This window comes from Cupriavidus pauculus (assembly GCF_008801835.1).
Classification (GTDB): Bacteria; Pseudomonadota; Gammaproteobacteria; order Burkholderiales; family Burkholderiaceae; genus Cupriavidus; species Cupriavidus pauculus.
On sequence record NZ_VZOW01000007.1, the window covers coordinates 77,797 to 93,340 of the forward strand.

The 15,544-nt window shown below is 65.4% G+C and carries 16 protein-coding genes and 1 pseudogene; 7 read left to right on the top strand and 10 right to left on the bottom strand.

Features of this window, described 5'->3' with window-relative positions; all coding sequences use genetic code 11:
- The first annotated feature begins 95 nt into the window (after positions 1-95).
- Entirely contained in the window at positions 96-710 is a 615-nt protein-coding gene (locus tag F7R19_RS10420; protein ID WP_150980257.1) for a TetR/AcrR family transcriptional regulator, read from the top strand.
- A gap of 83 nt (positions 711-793) precedes the next feature.
- Here F7R19_RS10420 and F7R19_RS30140 read toward each other — a convergent pair whose 3' ends face one another.
- From F7R19_RS30140 to F7R19_RS10435, 4 genes and pseudogenes are all read right to left on the bottom strand, one after another.
- Positions 794-1,933 (bottom strand): 3-deoxy-7-phosphoheptulonate synthase, encoded by a 1,140-nt coding sequence (locus F7R19_RS30140; protein ID WP_170292587.1) that lies wholly within the window; start codon positions 1,931-1,933, stop codon positions 794-796.
- A 135-nt stretch (positions 1,934-2,068) separates the two neighbouring features.
- Positions 2,069-2,536: pseudogene (locus tag F7R19_RS30145) on the bottom strand (NYN domain-containing protein); the annotation flags it as partial.
- Between the two features lie 184 nt (positions 2,537-2,720).
- Positions 2,721-3,227, bottom strand: a complete 507-nt coding sequence (locus tag F7R19_RS10430; protein ID WP_150980263.1) for a CinA family protein — start codon at positions 3,225-3,227, stop codon at positions 2,721-2,723.
- Positions 3,228-3,297: 70 nt separating this feature from the next.
- Positions 3,298-3,732, bottom strand: coding sequence for a diguanylate cyclase (locus tag F7R19_RS10435; RefSeq protein ID WP_223506218.1), 435 nt, complete (start codon positions 3,730-3,732; stop codon positions 3,298-3,300).
- Here F7R19_RS10435 and F7R19_RS30150 point away from each other — a divergent pair.
- Both F7R19_RS30150 and F7R19_RS10440 read left to right on the top strand, forming a co-directional pair.
- Positions 3,731-3,889, top strand: a complete 159-nt coding sequence (locus tag F7R19_RS30150) for a hypothetical protein (RefSeq protein WP_223506216.1) — start codon at positions 3,731-3,733, stop codon at positions 3,887-3,889. The genes F7R19_RS10435 and F7R19_RS30150 overlap by 2 nt on opposite strands.
- 165 nt (positions 3,890-4,054) lie before the next feature.
- Positions 4,055-4,606, top strand: a complete 552-nt coding sequence (locus F7R19_RS10440; protein ID WP_150980266.1) for a BON domain-containing protein — start codon at positions 4,055-4,057, stop codon at positions 4,604-4,606.
- Between the two features lie 178 nt (positions 4,607-4,784).
- Here the strand turns inward: F7R19_RS10440 and F7R19_RS10445 are convergent, their stop codons facing one another.
- Complete coding sequence (locus tag F7R19_RS10445) at positions 4,785-5,219, bottom strand: hypothetical protein (protein WP_150980267.1); 435 nt, start codon at positions 5,217-5,219, stop codon at positions 4,785-4,787.
- Positions 5,220-5,373: 154 nt separating this feature from the next.
- Positions 5,374-6,627: an Hsp70 family protein gene (locus F7R19_RS10450; RefSeq protein WP_061954538.1), complete on the bottom strand. Its 1,254-nt coding sequence runs from the start codon at positions 6,625-6,627 to the stop codon at positions 5,374-5,376.
- Positions 6,628-6,893: 266 nt separating this feature from the next.
- Here F7R19_RS10450 and F7R19_RS30470 point away from each other — a divergent pair, with 266 nt between their 5' ends.
- Positions 6,894-7,022 carry a hypothetical protein gene (locus F7R19_RS30470; RefSeq protein ID WP_263289925.1) on the top strand — a complete coding sequence of 43 codons (129 nt, stop codon included), beginning with the start codon at positions 6,894-6,896 and terminating at the stop codon, positions 7,020-7,022.
- A gap of 164 nt (positions 7,023-7,186) precedes the next feature.
- Positions 7,187-8,110, top strand: coding sequence for a 2-dehydropantoate 2-reductase (gene panE, locus F7R19_RS10455; protein WP_150980270.1), 924 nt, complete (start codon positions 7,187-7,189; stop codon positions 8,108-8,110).
- Between the two features lie 57 nt (positions 8,111-8,167).
- Here panE and F7R19_RS10460 read toward each other — a convergent pair whose 3' ends face one another.
- The 4 genes from F7R19_RS10460 to F7R19_RS10475 all read right to left on the bottom strand — a co-directional run bounded on the left by F7R19_RS10460 (position 8,168) and on the right by F7R19_RS10475 (position 13,247).
- Positions 8,168-10,204 carry a putative bifunctional diguanylate cyclase/phosphodiesterase gene (locus F7R19_RS10460; RefSeq protein ID WP_150980273.1) on the bottom strand — a complete coding sequence of 679 codons (2,037 nt, stop codon included), beginning with the start codon at positions 10,202-10,204 and terminating at the stop codon, positions 8,168-8,170.
- Between the two features lie 324 nt (positions 10,205-10,528).
- On the bottom strand, positions 10,529-12,127 hold the full coding sequence (locus tag F7R19_RS10465) for an EAL domain-containing protein (protein ID WP_150980275.1): 1,599 nt from the start codon (positions 12,125-12,127) through the stop codon (positions 10,529-10,531).
- Between the two features lie 112 nt (positions 12,128-12,239).
- Positions 12,240-12,584 carry a hypothetical protein gene (locus tag F7R19_RS10470; RefSeq protein WP_061954544.1) on the bottom strand — a complete coding sequence of 115 codons (345 nt, stop codon included), beginning with the start codon at positions 12,582-12,584 and terminating at the stop codon, positions 12,240-12,242.
- Between the two features lie 102 nt (positions 12,585-12,686).
- Complete coding sequence (locus tag F7R19_RS10475) at positions 12,687-13,247, bottom strand: lipocalin family protein (protein WP_407648918.1); 561 nt, start codon at positions 13,245-13,247, stop codon at positions 12,687-12,689.
- A 623-nt stretch (positions 13,248-13,870) separates the two neighbouring features.
- Here F7R19_RS10475 and F7R19_RS10480 point away from each other — a divergent pair.
- Positions 13,871-15,097 (top strand): cytochrome P450 family protein, encoded by a 1,227-nt coding sequence (locus F7R19_RS10480; RefSeq protein WP_223506214.1) that lies wholly within the window; start codon positions 13,871-13,873, stop codon positions 15,095-15,097.
- Positions 15,094-15,459: an antibiotic biosynthesis monooxygenase family protein gene (locus F7R19_RS10485; RefSeq protein ID WP_150980281.1), complete on the top strand. Its 366-nt coding sequence runs from the start codon at positions 15,094-15,096 to the stop codon at positions 15,457-15,459. Before F7R19_RS10480 ends, F7R19_RS10485 begins: the two co-directional genes overlap by 4 nt.
- The last annotated feature ends 85 nt before the right edge of the window (positions 15,460-15,544 follow it).

The following is a 15,544-nucleotide window of genomic DNA, read 5'->3' on the forward strand; positions in this document are numbered from 1 at the left end:
TTTTTTAGCAGTTATTGATGCGTTTTCGAGCTGGGGTGCTACCATACCCCTACTGTCTCGGAAAGAAGGTTACTGCATAGTAACGAAATTTACAAATGGGTATTTTGGGTAAGCTCAGCTTCAAGGACCAGACCTTCCGGTTGCGTGAGGACGCGATCCTCGATGCCGCCACGCGCATTCTGGCGGGCAAGGGGTTCGACCTGATGACCATGGACGACGTGGCCGGCGAGGTGGGTATTTCGAAACCCATCCTCTACAAGCATTTCAAGTCCAAGGACGATCTGGTGGGCGCCGCCATGATCCGGCTGATAGACGGCGCGCTGGAGTTCCTGGAACGCTTGCCGTCGGAAGACACGGCGCTTGGCCGCCTGCGGGCGCTGCTGGCATGGGCGCTGCATGTGCGCCTGGAAGGTGGATTGCCGTTCCTGCCGTCGACCAGCCCGAACGTGCGCGACATGCTCACACGCAACGTGCGCTACGTGACGCGCGTGCTGAAGCTCAACGGCGTCCTCACGAAGCTGGTGGGCGAGGCAAAGAAGGCGGGCGACCTGGACCGCACCTTGCCCGACGACGTGATCCTCTTTTCCTATTACTCGCGCACCTGCGATCCGGCTGTCGAATACCTGCGTCTGTACGCCAAGCTCGACGACGAGCAGATCGTCAAGCATATGCTCGACGTCTGCTTCAACGGTATTTCGGCGAAGGGTTAGCGATCGGCCGGACGGGCGCGAGGCATCGCACCGGCCGCACCGCCGCAACTGCGCGACGCCGGTGTGCGCGCCTACGTCAGGCGCTAGGCGCCCCGCGCGGCGCGTCGGGAGCGCACGGCATTGGCCAGCGTTTCCAGCACGGCAACCGAATCATCCCAGCCGATGCACGCGTCGGTGATGCTCTGGCCGTACGCAAGCTTCGCGGGATCGTGCTCGCCCGGCGTGAACTTCTGCGCGCCGGGCACCAGATGGCTTTCGACCATCACGCCAAAGATCGACGCGCTGCCGCTTGCCACCTGCTGCGCCACTGCGTCGGCCACGTCGATCTGCTTCTGATGCTGCTTGCTGCTGTTGGCGTGACTGCAATCGACCATCAGCGCACGGCCCAGCCCGGCGGCTTCGAGTTCCTTGCAGGCAGCCGCCACCGATTGCGCGTCGTAGTTGGGCGTCTTGCCGCCGCGCAAAATCACGTGGCAGTCGGGGTTGCCCTGGGTATGCACCGTCGCCACTTGTCCGTTCTTGTGCACGCCGAGGAAATGGTGCGGGCGCGACGCCGCCTGGATCGCATCGATGGCGATCTTGATATTGCCGTCGGTGCCGTTCTTGAAGCCGATTGGCGCGGAAATGCCCGAGGCCAGTTCACGATGCACCTGGCTTTCCGTCGTGCGCGCGCCGATGGCGCCCCAGCAGATCAGGTCGCCGATGTACTGCGGTGAAATCACGTCGAGGAATTCGCCTGCCGCCGGCAGTCCCAGTCGATTGATATCGAGCAGCAGGCTGCGCGCGATGCGCAGGCCTTCGTCGATGCGATAGCTTTCGTCGAGGTACGGATCGTTGATCAGCCCCTTCCAGCCCACCGTGGTGCGCGGCTTTTCAAAATACACGCGCATTACGATCTCGAGCGAATCCGCAAAGCGTTCGCGCTGTGCCATCAGTCGCCGCGCGTAGTCGAGCGCGGCCTGCGGGTCGTGGATCGAGCATGGGCCCATGATCACGAGCAGCCGGTCGTCGTTGCCGTGCAGAATGCGCGCGATGTGCTGGCGCGTCTGCGTGACCAGCGCCTCGACCGGCGTGCCGCGGATCGGAAAGAAACGGATCAGATGTTCGGGCGGCGGCAGCGGAATGATGTCTTCCACATGCGCGTCGTCTGTCACGCTGGTGCGGTCCGGCGGCGTTTGCGAGCCTTGTGCTGCGACGGCCGATGATTGCTGTGGACTGGTCATGCGGAGCTCCTGGGATTCTGAAAGTGATGCGCGGCGCGGTGCGGCGGTAATGGCTGCGGGCAGCGCGCGTGGGGGTTCGGCTTGACTGGCGGGGTCGCCATCGGCGCGCTGCGCCAGGCTGTCGTAATAGTGGAAGGCGTGGCAGCTTCGTGCCCAATGGCGATTGGTGTTCTTGCGCGTGCCGATGCCGATCAGCGTGCGGCCAGCGGCGCGGATCCTTTGCGCCACCGGCATGAAGTCGCTGTCGCCGCCGATGATGACCACGGTGCCGATATGAGCGAAGCGCGAGATATCATCCGCCGCATCGAGACACAGCCGGATATCGGCGCCGTTCTTGGCCGACGCGCCGGGCGGGAACAACTGGACAAGATCCACGGCGTTCTGCAGCAGCGCATCGCGATACCGGCCGAAAAACTGCCAGTTGCCGTAGGCGCGATGGATGGCGATGTCGCCCAGCGATGTGCACAGGTCCACCAGCGACTGCACGTCGATCAGCGGTTCCTGCGGCTTGAAGCGGTTGTCGGGCTTGGCATAGGCGCCTTCGCCATGCTTGCCCTCGAGCAGACCGGCGTGCAGGTTCTCGAAGTCCCAGTAAATCGCCACGGAGCGCCGCGCGCCGTTTTCGTCGTTCAAATCCGTTCTCCCGCATGCTGAATCCGCGGCATCTTACCGCCAATTCAACGATGGGACGGTGCGAACGGCCTGTATTGCACAGGGTGCCGGCGCTCGACGTTGGCGCTTGATGTCGACGATCGCCGGCGCGCGGCGTGGATTCGAGCGCGATGGGTTACTCGTGCTGCGCGCGCGCCAGGGTCAGATAATGCGGAATCCGCGTCAGCGCCCATTCGGCGGCGGCATCGCGGATCGTATTGCGGTCACCGTGGAAGCGCCGGGTTTCGGCAAACTCCACCGGTTGGCCGGCGCGGCTCGCCGCACGGAAGATCCACGCAAAACATTGCGTGCCCACCGGCGTGCCGTCGTCGGCGCCATCGTCGGCAACGCCGGTATTGGCCACCGCGAGATCGGCGCCTGACATCGCCAGCACGCCGCGCGCCATGGCTAGCGACACCGCTTCGCTGGTCAGCCCGTGGCGGTCGATCAGATCCTGGCTCACGTCCAGAACGCCGGTCTTTGCCTCGGGCGCATAGGTCACCACGGCCAGCCGCAGGCAACTGCCGCAGCCCGGCACCTCGGCAAGCTTGGCAGCGATCAGGCCGGCCGTGCAGGATTCGGCGGTGGCCACCACCAGGCCATGCCGCAGCAGGAAATGCGCTACGTGTTGTACGTCGTCCATGGCGAATTACTTTTGACAGGTTGGTGGGCTGCCCGCATGGTGCGCGGCGGGCGACGCAATGGAACCACCATTATTTCCCGGGCACACCTCGCGGCCGATACGCACGCGCGCACCGCACCAGTTCTTCGGCATACGGCGCTGCGACGAACAATGCGATCGTCACAAGCAGCCCGGTCAGATAGGCGGGGGGCAACGGATCGGTCTTCGGTCGTAGCGAGAAATCGGCCACCGCCTCGCCGTGGCCAAACAAGGCGAGGAATTGATCCCAATAAGCCGCTGCCAGTAGTGCGATGGCGGCAATCGGCAAGACTTCGAGCAGGCTGTGCATGTGTTGCTCGACGGGGCGGATGTCGCGGCGCGCGCTAGCGTATTGCACGTCGATCCATGCGGTGACCGCATGCACCACGGCACCCGCAATCATCACCGCAAACAACGCGGCGTTGATTTCCAGAAACAACGCCAGCAGCACAGGCACGCCTACCTCGGCCATCATCAGGCTGTGCATGATCGATTCCAAAACGCCGGCATTGCTTTCGATGCGCGTGCGCTTATGGCAGAGCCAGTCGCCCAGCCCGGCGCAAATCCATAGCGGCACGAGTCCGTACATCAAGATCGCTCTGACCGGGCTGTCCACCGTTGCCAACTCCTCGATAGCCGATTGAAGACGCTTCAGGCGCTGTCGTAGCGCTGCAAACTGGAAGCAACCGACGTGAAGCAATCGACGTGCCATTTTGGCGATGGGCGAACCATGACGCGCCAGCGCGGCGGCACGGTTTTTGCGCAGCCATTGCGTCGCCGGGGCTCACCCTCAATAGCAGGAGTGCAATATGTTCAACTTCTTTCGCAGGCATCGCGACCGACAAACGCCGGATCCCTCAACGCGCACCGACGAGGGCCAGCCGCCCACATGGCGCGCGCTGGAAGAGCGCGATCAGGCCCAACGGCCCGACGAGCCCGGCTTCGGCGGGGCGGGATACTTCGGCAGCAGCGACGGCGGCGGCCAGTCGTTCAACAGCGCACAGCGCGTCTATCCTGGCGACCCCGGCTATCGCGACCATCCCACGCGCCCCATTACGTCGCCACGAATCGGCGCGCATCCCACGGGACCGAAGAACTTCCAGCGTGACGACCACCGCATCCACGCCGATGTCTGCGACCGTCTGGCCATGGACGACGCGGTCGATGTCAGCGAGGTCACGGTCGACGTAGAGCAGGGGCTGGTGAAACTGGAGGGATCGGTGGCGGACCGCTACCAAAAGTACCGTATCGAGGAAATTGCCGCGGCGGTGTTTGGCGTTTGCGACGTGGAGAACCACATCCGGGTGGGACGCGAGCGGGGCGAACTCGATCTCTCGGAACGCACCCTCAATCTGAGTTAAAGCGTCAGTTAAAGCGGCGGGTTTGCCGCAGCGCAGCGACGGCGCGCCAACGCGTCCGCGCTGCAATTCCTGCACGCGGCGCACGGCAATTTATGCAAGCGATGTGCTCCGCGCGAGGCTGATATCAGGTGCATGCGTGGCGGTTGGTGTGCCGCCACGCGATGCGCGTCGCCTTCCCTCAGGCGCCGTCGAGGAACGGATTGCGTCGGCCCAGGCGAGACCCCAGCGCATCGGGCGGCAGGCTCATGCTGCCCGCGTCCACGGCGACAGCGGGATTTGCAGCGACGGTAGGATCGCCAGGCGCGCCCGGCGCCATCGCGGGCGACGTGCTCGATGGCGGCACACCGCGCTGCACGCCCTGCATCGAACCCTGCGCATAGGGATTGGGAGCCGCGGGCGCCTGTGCCTGCATGGTCGATGCGGCGTCAGGCTGCATCTGTGCTGGCGTTGCGGCGGTGCCCGGCATGTCCGCGGTGGATGGCATCGTTTGCGCGCTCGGCATCGGCTGTGCCTGCTGAACCGGCTGTGCAGGCTGGTACTGCTGCGCCAGCAACGGGTACGACGCGATCATCGCGCCAGCCATCAACAGGGATTTCGCCAGATGTTGCTTCATTCGTGGACCTCCTGAAAACGAGAGTGACCACTGTAGCGGCGAAGCCCCTGACATTCTGTTCGATTGTGCAACTGGACTTAACCGTGCTTGATGTCGCGCGCCGCACACGGTATTACGCGCGACGCCATGCGCGCGCCGGCCATCTTCAACGTCGTCAGCCGAACTTGCGCGCGGCGTCCAGTGCCAGTCCCGAGCCGATGCCGCCGAACAGGTCGCCCTCCACGCGGCGCGCGCCTGGCAGCAAGCGCGCCAGTTGCTCGCGCAGCAGGGGCACGCTGCTGGAGCCGCCGGTAAACAGGATCGTGTCGACCGCGTCGGCCTTCACGCCGGCTGTGACGAGCATGCCCTGCACGGTGGTGGCAGTCTTGTCGACGAGCTTGGCGATCGATGCATCGAAATCGTCGCGCGTGATGGTCAGCGTAGTGTCGGGCGCGATGCGCGCCAGATCCACCACTGTTTGCGTGTCCTCGGACAGCGCGATCTTTGCTGCTTCCACCTGGATGGCGAGCCAGTGGCCCGCGCGCTCGCGGATCAGCCGGATCAGGCGATCGAGCTTTTCGGTGTCCGCGGCATCGCGATAGTTGTCCATCACGATCGACCACGCCTTGCGCGTGTAGACCAGGTTGATCGTGTGCCAGCTTGCCAGATCGAAATACTGGCCGGACGGCATCGCCTTGCCATTGCGCAACTGACTGTTCAGGCCGAGCATCGGCATCACGCTGGCCAGACTCAGCGCGCGATCGAAATCGGTCCCGCCGATATGCACGCCGCCGTTGGCCAGGATGTCTTCGCGGCGGTCCAGTTTGCGCGCCCGTTCGGGCGACAGCCGCACCAGCGAAAAGTCCGAGGTGCCGCCGCCGATATCGGCCACCAGCACCAGTTCCTCGCCGCCGATGCCCGCCTCGTAATCGAACGCCGCGGCAATCGGCTCGAACTGGAACGCGATCTCGCGAAAGCCCGCATCGCGCGCGATCTCGGCCAGCGTGTCCTCGGCCAGTTGATCGGCGGCGGCGTCCTCGTCGATGAAATGCACGGGGCGGCCCAGCACGGCCGAGGTGAACTCGCGCCCGGCGGCGCGTTCGGCGCGGCCCTTCAATTCGCCGATAAAGTGCGCCAACAGCTTGCGGAACGGCATGGCCTGGCCCATCACCTCGGTGCTGTCGTCCATCATCGACGTGCCCAGCAGGCTTTTGAGCGATCGCATCATGCGGCCTTCATAGCCGGCGAGATAGTCCGCCAGCGCCGCGCGGCCATAGCTGACCAGCGGATCTTCGGCGTGAAAGAAGATCACGGACGGCAGCGTGGCCTTGCCGTCCTCGAGCGGCAGCAGGGACGGCGCGTTGGGACGAATCCAGCCGACAGTGGAATTGGACGTGCCGAAATCGACGCCGCAAGCGTTTGAGATCATGAAATTCAGGGAGTCAGAGGCAGCAGGAGCGGGACATGCGCGGGCCGGGGGCGTCGCGCGCGGGGCGATATTGTAGGGGTTTTTGCCGTGCAGGGCAGAACGCGCGTGCGGGCGCCGTCCGACGCAGCATCCGCAATCACCCCATGCGGGTTTGTGCCAACTGGCCGTCACGTCGGCATTGCAGTCTACTGAAGCCAACAGGTAGCAGTGTGACCGGGGATGCGCGGCAACCTCGGGCGTTTGGAAAACCGACTGGAGACAATACCATGGTGACCAAGCAGGACGATGCACTCATTTTCCGAAACCTGATTGCCCTGGCGACGCTGGAAGCGCTGGGCAGCGCCATCGCACTAGGGCTGGCGTTCAATCTGCTCTCGTTCAATCTGCTCAGATAACGCACACGGGGGCCGTCGCCGGCCTCCGCTCGCCGTTTATCCGTCTTCCTGGCTTTCCGATGCGCGGTGTCGATTGCTGCGTCGGCAAGCTTTTCGTCCGCCCACTACAATGGCGCATCGCCCGACATCGATGTCGGGTCTGACCTGAAACCTGGGAGTCAGCGATGCGTATTCTGGTGGTCGGAGCGGGCGCCATTGGCGGCTATTTTGGTGCACGGCTGTTGCAGGCCGGGCGCGATGTTACGTTTCTGGTCAGGCCGCGGCGCGCAGCGCAACTGGCCGAACACGGCCTGCGCATCATGAGCCCGCACGGCGATCTCCATATCGCCCAGCCGCCCAGCGTGATTTCCGCCGATATCGCGCAGCCCTATAACGTGGTGTTGTTGAGCTGCAAGGCATACGACCTGGACAGCGCGATGGATGGCATCGCTCCCGCGATGGGTCCCGACACGGTCATCGTGCCGATGCTCAACGGCATGCAGCATCTGGACAAGCTCGATGCGCGCTTCGGTGCGCAGCGCGTGATGGGCGGGCGCTGCATGATCTCATCGACGCTGGACGAACACGGCACCATCCTGCATTTGTCGGCATTCCACGTGCTGTCGTTCGGCGAGCGCCCAAGCGGCAACAGCGACCGCGCGCAGGCGCTGGCCGAACTGTTCGGCAATGCCGGCTTCGACGTGCAGCGCAGCGACGCGATGCTGCAGGACATGTGGGAAAAGTGGGTGTTTCTGGCCACGCTGGCATCGTCCACGTGCCTGATGCGCGCACCGATCGGGGACATTTTGTCGGCGCCGCGCGGTCGCGAGACCATTGCCGCGCTGCTGGACGAATGCTCGGCGATTGCGGCGGCCAATGGCTATGCGGTGCGCACGCCGGCACTGGAGCAGGCGCGGACAACGCTGTTCGCAGAGAAGTCGCCGCTGATGGCGTCGATGCTGCGCGATGTCGAGCGGGGCGCGCCAATCGAATCCGACCAGATCGTGGGCGATCTGCTGGCACGGCGCCACCAGACCGCCACGCCCACGCTGGAGCTGGCGTTCACGCATCTCAAGGCTTACGAGGCGCGACGCGCGCGCGAACACTGATCCCGGCCGACGCCGGTCCGGCAGGTCGATCGCGTCGGGTCGATCAAATCCTGTCGATTACGCCGGCTGTGCCGCAGCGGGTTGCGCACGCCGCGCCTGCAACCACGACGGCAGTTCGGCTTCCGGCATCGGGCGCGCCAGCAGATAGCCCTGCATGGCGTGGCAGCCGATGGCGATCAGCGCCTGACGGTCGGCTTCATGCTCCACGCCTTCGGCGACCACCTCGAAGCCGAACGACCTGCCCAGACTGAGCACTGCGCGCATCAGGTCCTGGTTGCGCGTCGAGCTGCCGATGTCGGTGATGAAACTGCGATCCACCTTCACGCAAGCCGCGCCCAGTTGCCGCAGCGCACCCAGCCCGGAATAGCCGACGCCGAAGTCGTCCAGCGCGATCGATACGCCGGCGCGCGCGAGGTTGGCGAGCTTGCCCCGCACCGCGTCGACGTCGAGCGCCACTTCCTCGGTAATCTCCACGGTCAGCAGATCCGGATCGATCTGGTATTCGGCCAGCGTCGACAGCAACAGGCGATCGATGTCCACCTGCGCCATTTCGCGCGGCGACAGGTTGATGGCAATCGGAATCCGCTGCGAGCCGTGCGCATGGATGGTCTTCGACAGCCGGCATATCCTGGCCAGCGTGGCGCGCAGCAGCGCTTCAGACAGCCCCGACGCGGCAGCCACCGACACCAGGTCCGGCGGCGGCACCCAGCCGTGCCGCGCATGCTTCCAGCGGACCAGCGCTTCCAGGCTGCGCACGGTGACACCGCCCGCGCCGAAGATCGGCTGAAACCACACTTCGAGCATGCCGTCGGCCAGTGCGCGTGGCAGATCGCGTTCGATGTCGCGATGCATCTGCAGGCGCCGGTGCAGGTTCTCGTCGAAGATGTAGAAGCTGTTGCGGCCATTGCGCTTGGCCGCGTATAGCGCGGCGTCGGCAAACAGCAGCATGTCGTCGAGGCTGATGTCGTGGTCGCGGCAGATGCCGATGCTGACGCCGACCGGGCAGTATTCGTAGCCGTCCAGTGGCTCGCGTACCGCGGCAATCAGGCGGCCGGCCAGTGTGGCGGCACAGTCCGACGTATCGGCGGGATCGAACAGGATCATGAATTCGTCGCCGCCCATGCGGCCGACCATCTTGTTGGGGCCGGCCACCGCGGCCAGGCGTCGCGCCACTTCGCGCAGCACACCGTCGCCGGCCTTGTGGCCGAACGCATCGTTGATGACCTTGAAGCCGTCCAGGTCCAGCAGCAACAGGCAATGGCGCCCGCTGGTGCCGCCCACGAAGCGCTTGTTGGCGCGATCGAAGAAGCCGCTGCGGCTAAGCAGGCCGGTCAGCGGATCCTGGCTGGCCAGCGTCCACATTTCGTCGGCGCGATTGACCGCATCGTCATGGGCAATGCGCAGCGAATCCTGGATCGCGGTGGCTTCGTTCTTCAGGCGGATCGAATACTCGATCTGTTTTTCACTTTCGAGCGTGCACCGCACCAGCGCAGCCAGATAGAGCAAGGTCGTGCCGGCCAGCCAGAGCCGGTCGAAATCGCCGAGCAGCAGCAGGCAGGCGGCCGCGGACAGCAGCGGCGGCGTGATGAAGCACAGCGGGATGCGCGCATAGGCAAAGCCGTGCGTCACCGCGCCGGCCGTGATGCCGCACACCACGGTCAGGTAGAACAGCGTCTGCGGCGTCGTATAGCCATCGCACAGCAGCGGAATCGACGCCCAGGTGAGCCCCGAGAGCAGCGCCAGCACGCAATGCCAGCGCAGATGGCGCGTCACGGTGGCGGCGAGCGCCTGCGGCACGGTGCCCGGCCACGACGCCGTGGGCGGCAGCGGCGCCATGCACAGCCGCAGCCGCAATACATTCCACAGTAGCGAGCAGGCAAACCACGCGCCGGCCATTGCGCCGCGCCCGCTGTGCCACGCCACGACCAGCACGGCGATGCCCAGCGCGATGTTGATCGGAATCGACAGGCGCACGGTGCGCCGTACCGCCAGCAACTGATCGTGCCGTAACGGCCCGGCCAGCGCGGCGTCGATGACCGCCGCGCCATGGCCCCCGGATACCGGAGCCAGCGCCGAATTACTGTCTGTTTTCATGCATGCATACCCCTCGCCAATGGACCGCACGCGGTGTCCCGAGCCGCGCTGCAAGGCCACAGACGACTTCCTGCGCCAGAAAAAACCTTGATCCTGCTTCTTGTTATCGATGCTTCGCGCATGCAATCGCATCGGCGGCATCTGTATGAATCGCGGTGACCGTACTGATCCTTCTTGCTGCCGCGCCCCGGGCTTCCCCGGAGCAAGCGGCCGGACAGGATAGTCCCATTAAAGTGCTTGATGTATCAACAGTGCACTTTATGTCCCAACTTCGGAGGGGCGGGATTTTTGACAGACAGCGGTTCCGTCGGGCGCGTTGGCGCGCTATGCCGCGCTGCGGGTGTCTGCCGATTCGTGTGGTCGGGCCCGGTAACGCCAGAACGCGAGGAAGTCGGCCAGCGGCATGGCCTTGCCAAACAGCCAACCCTGGCCGGCCTGCACGCCGTGCTCGCGCATGATGCGCCATTGCGATTCGGTTTCGATGCCTTCGGCCACCATGCGGATGTCCAGCGCCTTGGCCATCTCGATGATATGAGGACCGACCGCTTTCGACGGCGCGCCGGTGGTCATCGACGCCACGAACGCGCGGTCGATCTTGAGCCCGTCCACGTGAAGATCGTGCAGGTACGCAAGGCTGGAATAGCCGGTGCCGAAATCGTCGATCAGGATCGGAAAGCCGGCCTCGCGGAAGGCCGCGATCGTGGCGCGGCATTCGGCGTCATTGGCCAGGCCGCGCTCGGTCACTTCGATCCAGATCTGGCTGGCGTCGATGCCAGCGGCATTGCGCGCCGCGGTGATGGTGTGCAGCGTGTCGCGTGCGCGAAAATCGTCGGCCGACAGATTGATCGATACATGCATGGCGCGATTGGCCGCCAGATGCGCACCGAGGTCGCGCATTACGACTTCGATCATGCAGTTGGTGATGGCGTGGATGTCGCCGGTGGTTTCCGCCATGGGGATGAAGTTGTCGGGCGGCACGATGGTGCCGTCAGGCAGCCGCCAGCGCACCAGCGCTTCCGCACCGATGCAGCGACCGTCGTCGAGCGACATGATCGGCTGGTATTCGGCGTAAAACTCCTTGCGCCGGATCGCGTCCTGCAGCGCATAGCGCGGGCCGCGCAGACGCCGGCCCCAACGCAGCACCAGCCACGTTGCCAGCACGCTGACCAGCAGCCCGATCGGCAGGCTGAGGTAAAGCAGCCGGCGCCACATCGCGGCGACTTCGGATAACGGTTCGTACGCGACCACGCCGAAAGGTAGCAGGTGCGATGCCTTGACGTCGACATACCGGCCGCCCAGAACTTCGCCGTCCTGTTTGCGCTTCCATGCGCTGCGCACCAGCGCCGTGTCGGTGCCCGGCCAGTTCACCACGACATGGCCGGTGGCCGCATCGACCATGCCAAGCCGGATCAGATCGTCGAGCGGAACGATATCGATGAAAAATTGCGCGTCGACCACCACCACGTGCCGCCCGACGCGGAACTGCACGGTGCGCGGCGGCCCTGCCGTGGTGTCGATGCGATACGCCGCGCCCAGCTCCGGCAGGGCGGTCCACGGTGCGGTCTGGCCTTCCACGCTGCGCAGCGCGCCCGGGATGGACGACGACGAGCAGAGCAGTTGTTCGTGATCGAGATAGACGACCTGGCGCGCGTAGCGGTGCTGCAGATCCGCCTCGCGCATGGCGTCGAGATGGGCGAGGCTGCATGGCGGCCCGGAGAACGTGTCGGCCGCACGCGCCGCGTTGACGGCATCGCGCGACACCACGTCAATGCGCTGCAACGCGCGTTCGGTGAACTGGTCCACGCGCCGTTGAAACAGCTGTTCGGCAAATTCGCGCGACAGCCATGTGGTCAGCGCCACCGGGCCGCAAATGCCAAGTGCTACCAGACAAAACAAGATGTACCAATGGCGCAGCCTGGTCATGGAATCCGCATGCGGTAATCGGGCCGAGGCAGCATACCAGAATGACCTGTCTGATATGTCTGTAGTTGCTCAGCCAAGCGTTACGCGGCCCCGCGTTGGCGCAACGAACGGGCTATTTCTGCGGTCGGGCGCGCGACGGGCGGCTGGCGCCGATTTCAACCAGATGCTGTCGCCATGCTGAAAACACCGCGTCCAGGCACGGCGCGGCATCGCAGGCGTCGCGCTTTTTGCGGAACGCGTCGATATCGGACTGGGAAATCGTGCCCGCGGCCAGCAGGCGCTGCTGATCGGTATAGATGCGCTGATATCCCATCGAAAACAGCGCGGTTTCGCAGATGATCTGGCTGGCGCGCGTGGCGGGCGCAGTGCAGTCGATGTCGGTGGCTTGCGCGCTGCCAGACAGGGCAATGGCTGCGGCGGCCAGGCAGGCGGAGAGAAACTGGGGGGCGCGGATCATGGCTGCGGCGCTCGGAAAATCGGCAAAGGCCCGAGCGTACCGCATTTGGTCAGTGGCTCTCGCGATGGGGCCGGGCGGTCGGATCCGGCCGATCCATGCGCGTCAGTGTTGCGTGAATTTGAGTTGGGTGGTGTCGTAGCCCAGCGCGCGAGCCCGGGCAATCAGCATGTTGCCGAGTTCGCCCGACGGCCGGGGCTCGCGGGTCAGCACCCACATATAGCGGCCCGACGGCTCGCCGACGATCGACCACGTGTAGTCGTCGGCGTGGTCGAGCACCCAGTATTTTCCGAAGAAGAACGGTCCGAAAAAGGACACTTCGAGCTTGGCGCCATTGCTGTCCGGCACCACGCGCGCACGGCCTTCCGAGGCGCGAGCGCGGCCGTCGGGGCTACCCTCGCGGCAGGTGTTGCGCACCGACACGAGACCGTCGTCGCGCTTGGCGTATTCGGCCGTCACGCCTTCGCAATTGCGCTCGAAGCGATTGTCATAGCGCGCGTATTCGTACCAGAGCCCAAGGTAGCGATCCAGATCGACGGCCTTGGCAGGCTCCGGCACCGACGCGTTACCGCGCTTGGTGTCCATCGAACGACATGCCTGGAGGACCAGCGCAGTGCCAATCAGCGCGGCGCCAGCCACGGTCAGATGCAAAATCGATCGTTTCACGGAAATCTCCATGGGATGCGGATCGTGAGATTGTGAGGCCGCCGCGCATCGCGCGGCATCGGACAAGCGCTGACACGGCAGGCGTCGCGCGCTGACAAACGGCCACACGCCTCGGCAGCTTTTCCACGGGCGTGTAAATCGGGCACGGATCGGGCATGCCTGAACGGGCGCAGGTGGCGCGCATGCCGCTTGTGCCGCGTCAGGGGCTCGGTATGGAACTTGCGATCGATAGAACGAAGCGGCATCCGCCGCGACTGGCCTGATCACCATTGGAGAGGCGCATGCAAGATCGAGCAAAAGACGCCGGCCGCGCGCCTGGCGCAACGAATGTGGGCCGCCGCCTGCGCAATGTCCCAGGCACCGACCGCACAACTTGGACCAAACAGTCGAGTGAACCTGTCCTGACTGGCCAACCCGGACAGGCGGGGCAGCCAGGTGAGCCGCCCCAAGCCGCGGCCGATCCGGCAGGAGAAGGCGTGAAGCCGGAGTAGGCCGAAACGCTCCTGCCCAGGGTCGAGCTCCGGGCAGCCCTTTGCATTCGATATTTCATGTCGGGCTGAAGCTTCCGCGTGCGCGGTGCTGCGATGATGGCTTTCATCAGCACCCCGCCGCGAAGGCTTGTCATGACCGATCTTCCCGATATCGATGAAACCGCCGCTTCGTCTTGCGTCGGCGATTCGTTCGCCGACCCTGCCGATCCGCTCGCCGCGGTCACGCACCGCGATCCCTATCCGTATTACCGCAGGCTGGTACGCGAGCGGCCTTTCTATTTCGACTCCGGCCTGAAGCTGTGGGTAGCGTCGAGCGCCGACGCCGTGCGGGAAGTCCTCGATCATCCCGACGCGCGCGTGCGTCCTCTGGCCCAGCCGGTGCCACCTGCGTTGGCGAGTTCGGCCGCAGGCGATCTGTTTGGCCGGCTGATCCGGATGAACGATGGCGCCGCGCACGCCGCGCTGAAGGCGATCGTGCTGCGGCGGCTGGCCGCGCTGGATCCCGACGATGTGCGTGCGCGCGCCGAAGCGCTGGCGGCGCGGCTGCCGCGCATGACATCGGACGATGCGCACGAGGCCACCCGCTGGATGTTCACGCTCCCTGTTCTGGCCGTAGCCGATCTGCTTGGTTTGCCGTTGGCGGATGACGAGGCGGGCCACGTCGGCACGCGCGTGGCTGGCTTTGTCGCGACGTTTGCCACTGCGATGTCCCCGCTGGCGACGCCTGCCGAGGTGGAGGCAGGCGTCACGGCGGCGCGCTGGCTCACCGCCTGCGTGGTGCGGGACGCGCCCGGCGTGCGCGACGACGGGCTGCTTGCCGCCTTGACCGAGGATGCCGCGTTGGCCCGCATCGATCCGCAGACGCTGGCCGCCAATGCCATCGGCCTGATGATCCAGGCATGTGAAGCCACAGCCGGCCTGATCGGCAACACGCTGGTGCGACTGGGGCGCGAGGCGGCCAATACTGGCGCCATGGTCGACATGGCCGACCTGCCGAAAGTGGTCGCGCAGGTGGCGCGCTTCGACCCGCCGGTGCAGAATACGCGCCGCTTCATGGCTGCCGATGCCACGCTCTGCGGCCATGCCGTCAAAGCCAACGACGCGGTTCTGGTGCTGCTGGCGGCCGCCGCGCATGATCCCGCCGCAGCCACCGCGCAACCGGCGTGGACCTTTGGCGCCGGCCGGCACGGCTGCCCGGGCCACGCGCTGGCGCAGATGCTTGCCACCTGTACCGTGCAGGCGCTGCTGGCGCGCGATGTGCAGCCGGCGCTGCTGGCGCGTGCGGTGTGCTACCGTCCTTCGGTCAACGCGCGCATCCCGTGCTTTCTCTTGCAGCCATCTGAACGGAGCCCCCAATGATCGCCGTGATTTTTGAAGTAGAACCCGCGCCGGGCCGGCAGGACACATACCTCGACATCGCCGCCCATCTGAAGCCGACGCTGGAGACCATCGATGGATTTATCTCCGTGGAGCGCTTCCAGAGCCTGACCACGCCGGGCAAGCTGCTGTCGCTGTCGTTCTTTCGCGATGAAGCCGCGGTCATCGCGTGGCGCAATACGCTCGATCATCGTCAGGCGCAGGCTGCCGGCCGCGGCGGCGTGTTTGCCAACTACCGGCTGCGCGTTGCGCAGGTGCTGCGCGACTACGGCCTGAACGAACGCGACGAAGCGCCGGCGGACAGCCGCGCCGTGCACGACGCGCGCCGCGCACGCGGAGAATGAGCGCGGCGCCGTCCGACATCCGCCGCGGTGGCAACCTGACATATTCCGACGCTAGACTGGTGCACGATCGCAAGATTGGCTGACG

What these genes read in the sequence shown, in the direction of transcription:
- F7R19_RS30140 (WP_170292587.1), bottom strand. Translation starts at nt 1,933, where the DNA reads ATGACCAGTCCACAGCAATCATCGGCCGTCGCAGCACAAGGCTCGCAA.
- F7R19_RS10480 (WP_223506214.1), top strand. Translation starts at nt 13,871, where the DNA reads ATGACCGATCTTCCCGATATCGATGAAACCGCCGCTTCGTCTTGCGTC.
- F7R19_RS10440 (WP_150980266.1), top strand. Translation starts at nt 4,055, where the DNA reads ATGTTCAACTTCTTTCGCAGGCATCGCGACCGACAAACGCCGGATCCC.
- F7R19_RS10450 (WP_061954538.1), bottom strand. Translation starts at nt 6,627, where the DNA reads ATGATCTCAAACGCTTGCGGCGTCGATTTCGGCACGTCCAATTCCACT.
- F7R19_RS10470 (WP_061954544.1), bottom strand. Translation starts at nt 12,584, where the DNA reads ATGATCCGCGCCCCCCAGTTTCTCTCCGCCTGCCTGGCCGCCGCAGCC.
- panE (WP_150980270.1), top strand. Translation starts at nt 7,187, where the DNA reads ATGCGTATTCTGGTGGTCGGAGCGGGCGCCATTGGCGGCTATTTTGGT.
- F7R19_RS10485 (WP_150980281.1), top strand. Translation starts at nt 15,094, where the DNA reads ATGATCGCCGTGATTTTTGAAGTAGAACCCGCGCCGGGCCGGCAGGAC.
- F7R19_RS10435 (WP_223506218.1), bottom strand. Translation starts at nt 3,732, where the DNA reads ATGCACAGCCTGATGATGGCCGAGGTAGGCGTGCCTGTGCTGCTGGCG.
- F7R19_RS10445 (WP_150980267.1), bottom strand. Translation starts at nt 5,219, where the DNA reads ATGAAGCAACATCTGGCGAAATCCCTGTTGATGGCTGGCGCGATGATC.
- F7R19_RS10465 (WP_150980275.1), bottom strand. Translation starts at nt 12,127, where the DNA reads ATGACCAGGCTGCGCCATTGGTACATCTTGTTTTGTCTGGTAGCACTT.
- F7R19_RS10430 (WP_150980263.1), bottom strand. Translation starts at nt 3,227, where the DNA reads ATGGACGACGTACAACACGTAGCGCATTTCCTGCTGCGGCATGGCCTG.
- F7R19_RS30150 (WP_223506216.1), top strand. Translation starts at nt 3,731, where the DNA reads ATGATCGATTCCAAAACGCCGGCATTGCTTTCGATGCGCGTGCGCTTA.
- F7R19_RS30470 (WP_263289925.1), top strand. Translation starts at nt 6,894, where the DNA reads ATGGTGACCAAGCAGGACGATGCACTCATTTTCCGAAACCTGATTGCC.
- F7R19_RS10460 (WP_150980273.1), bottom strand. Translation starts at nt 10,204, where the DNA reads ATGAAAACAGACAGTAATTCGGCGCTGGCTCCGGTATCCGGGGGCCAT.
- F7R19_RS10420 (WP_150980257.1), top strand. Translation starts at nt 96, where the DNA reads ATGGGTATTTTGGGTAAGCTCAGCTTCAAGGACCAGACCTTCCGGTTG.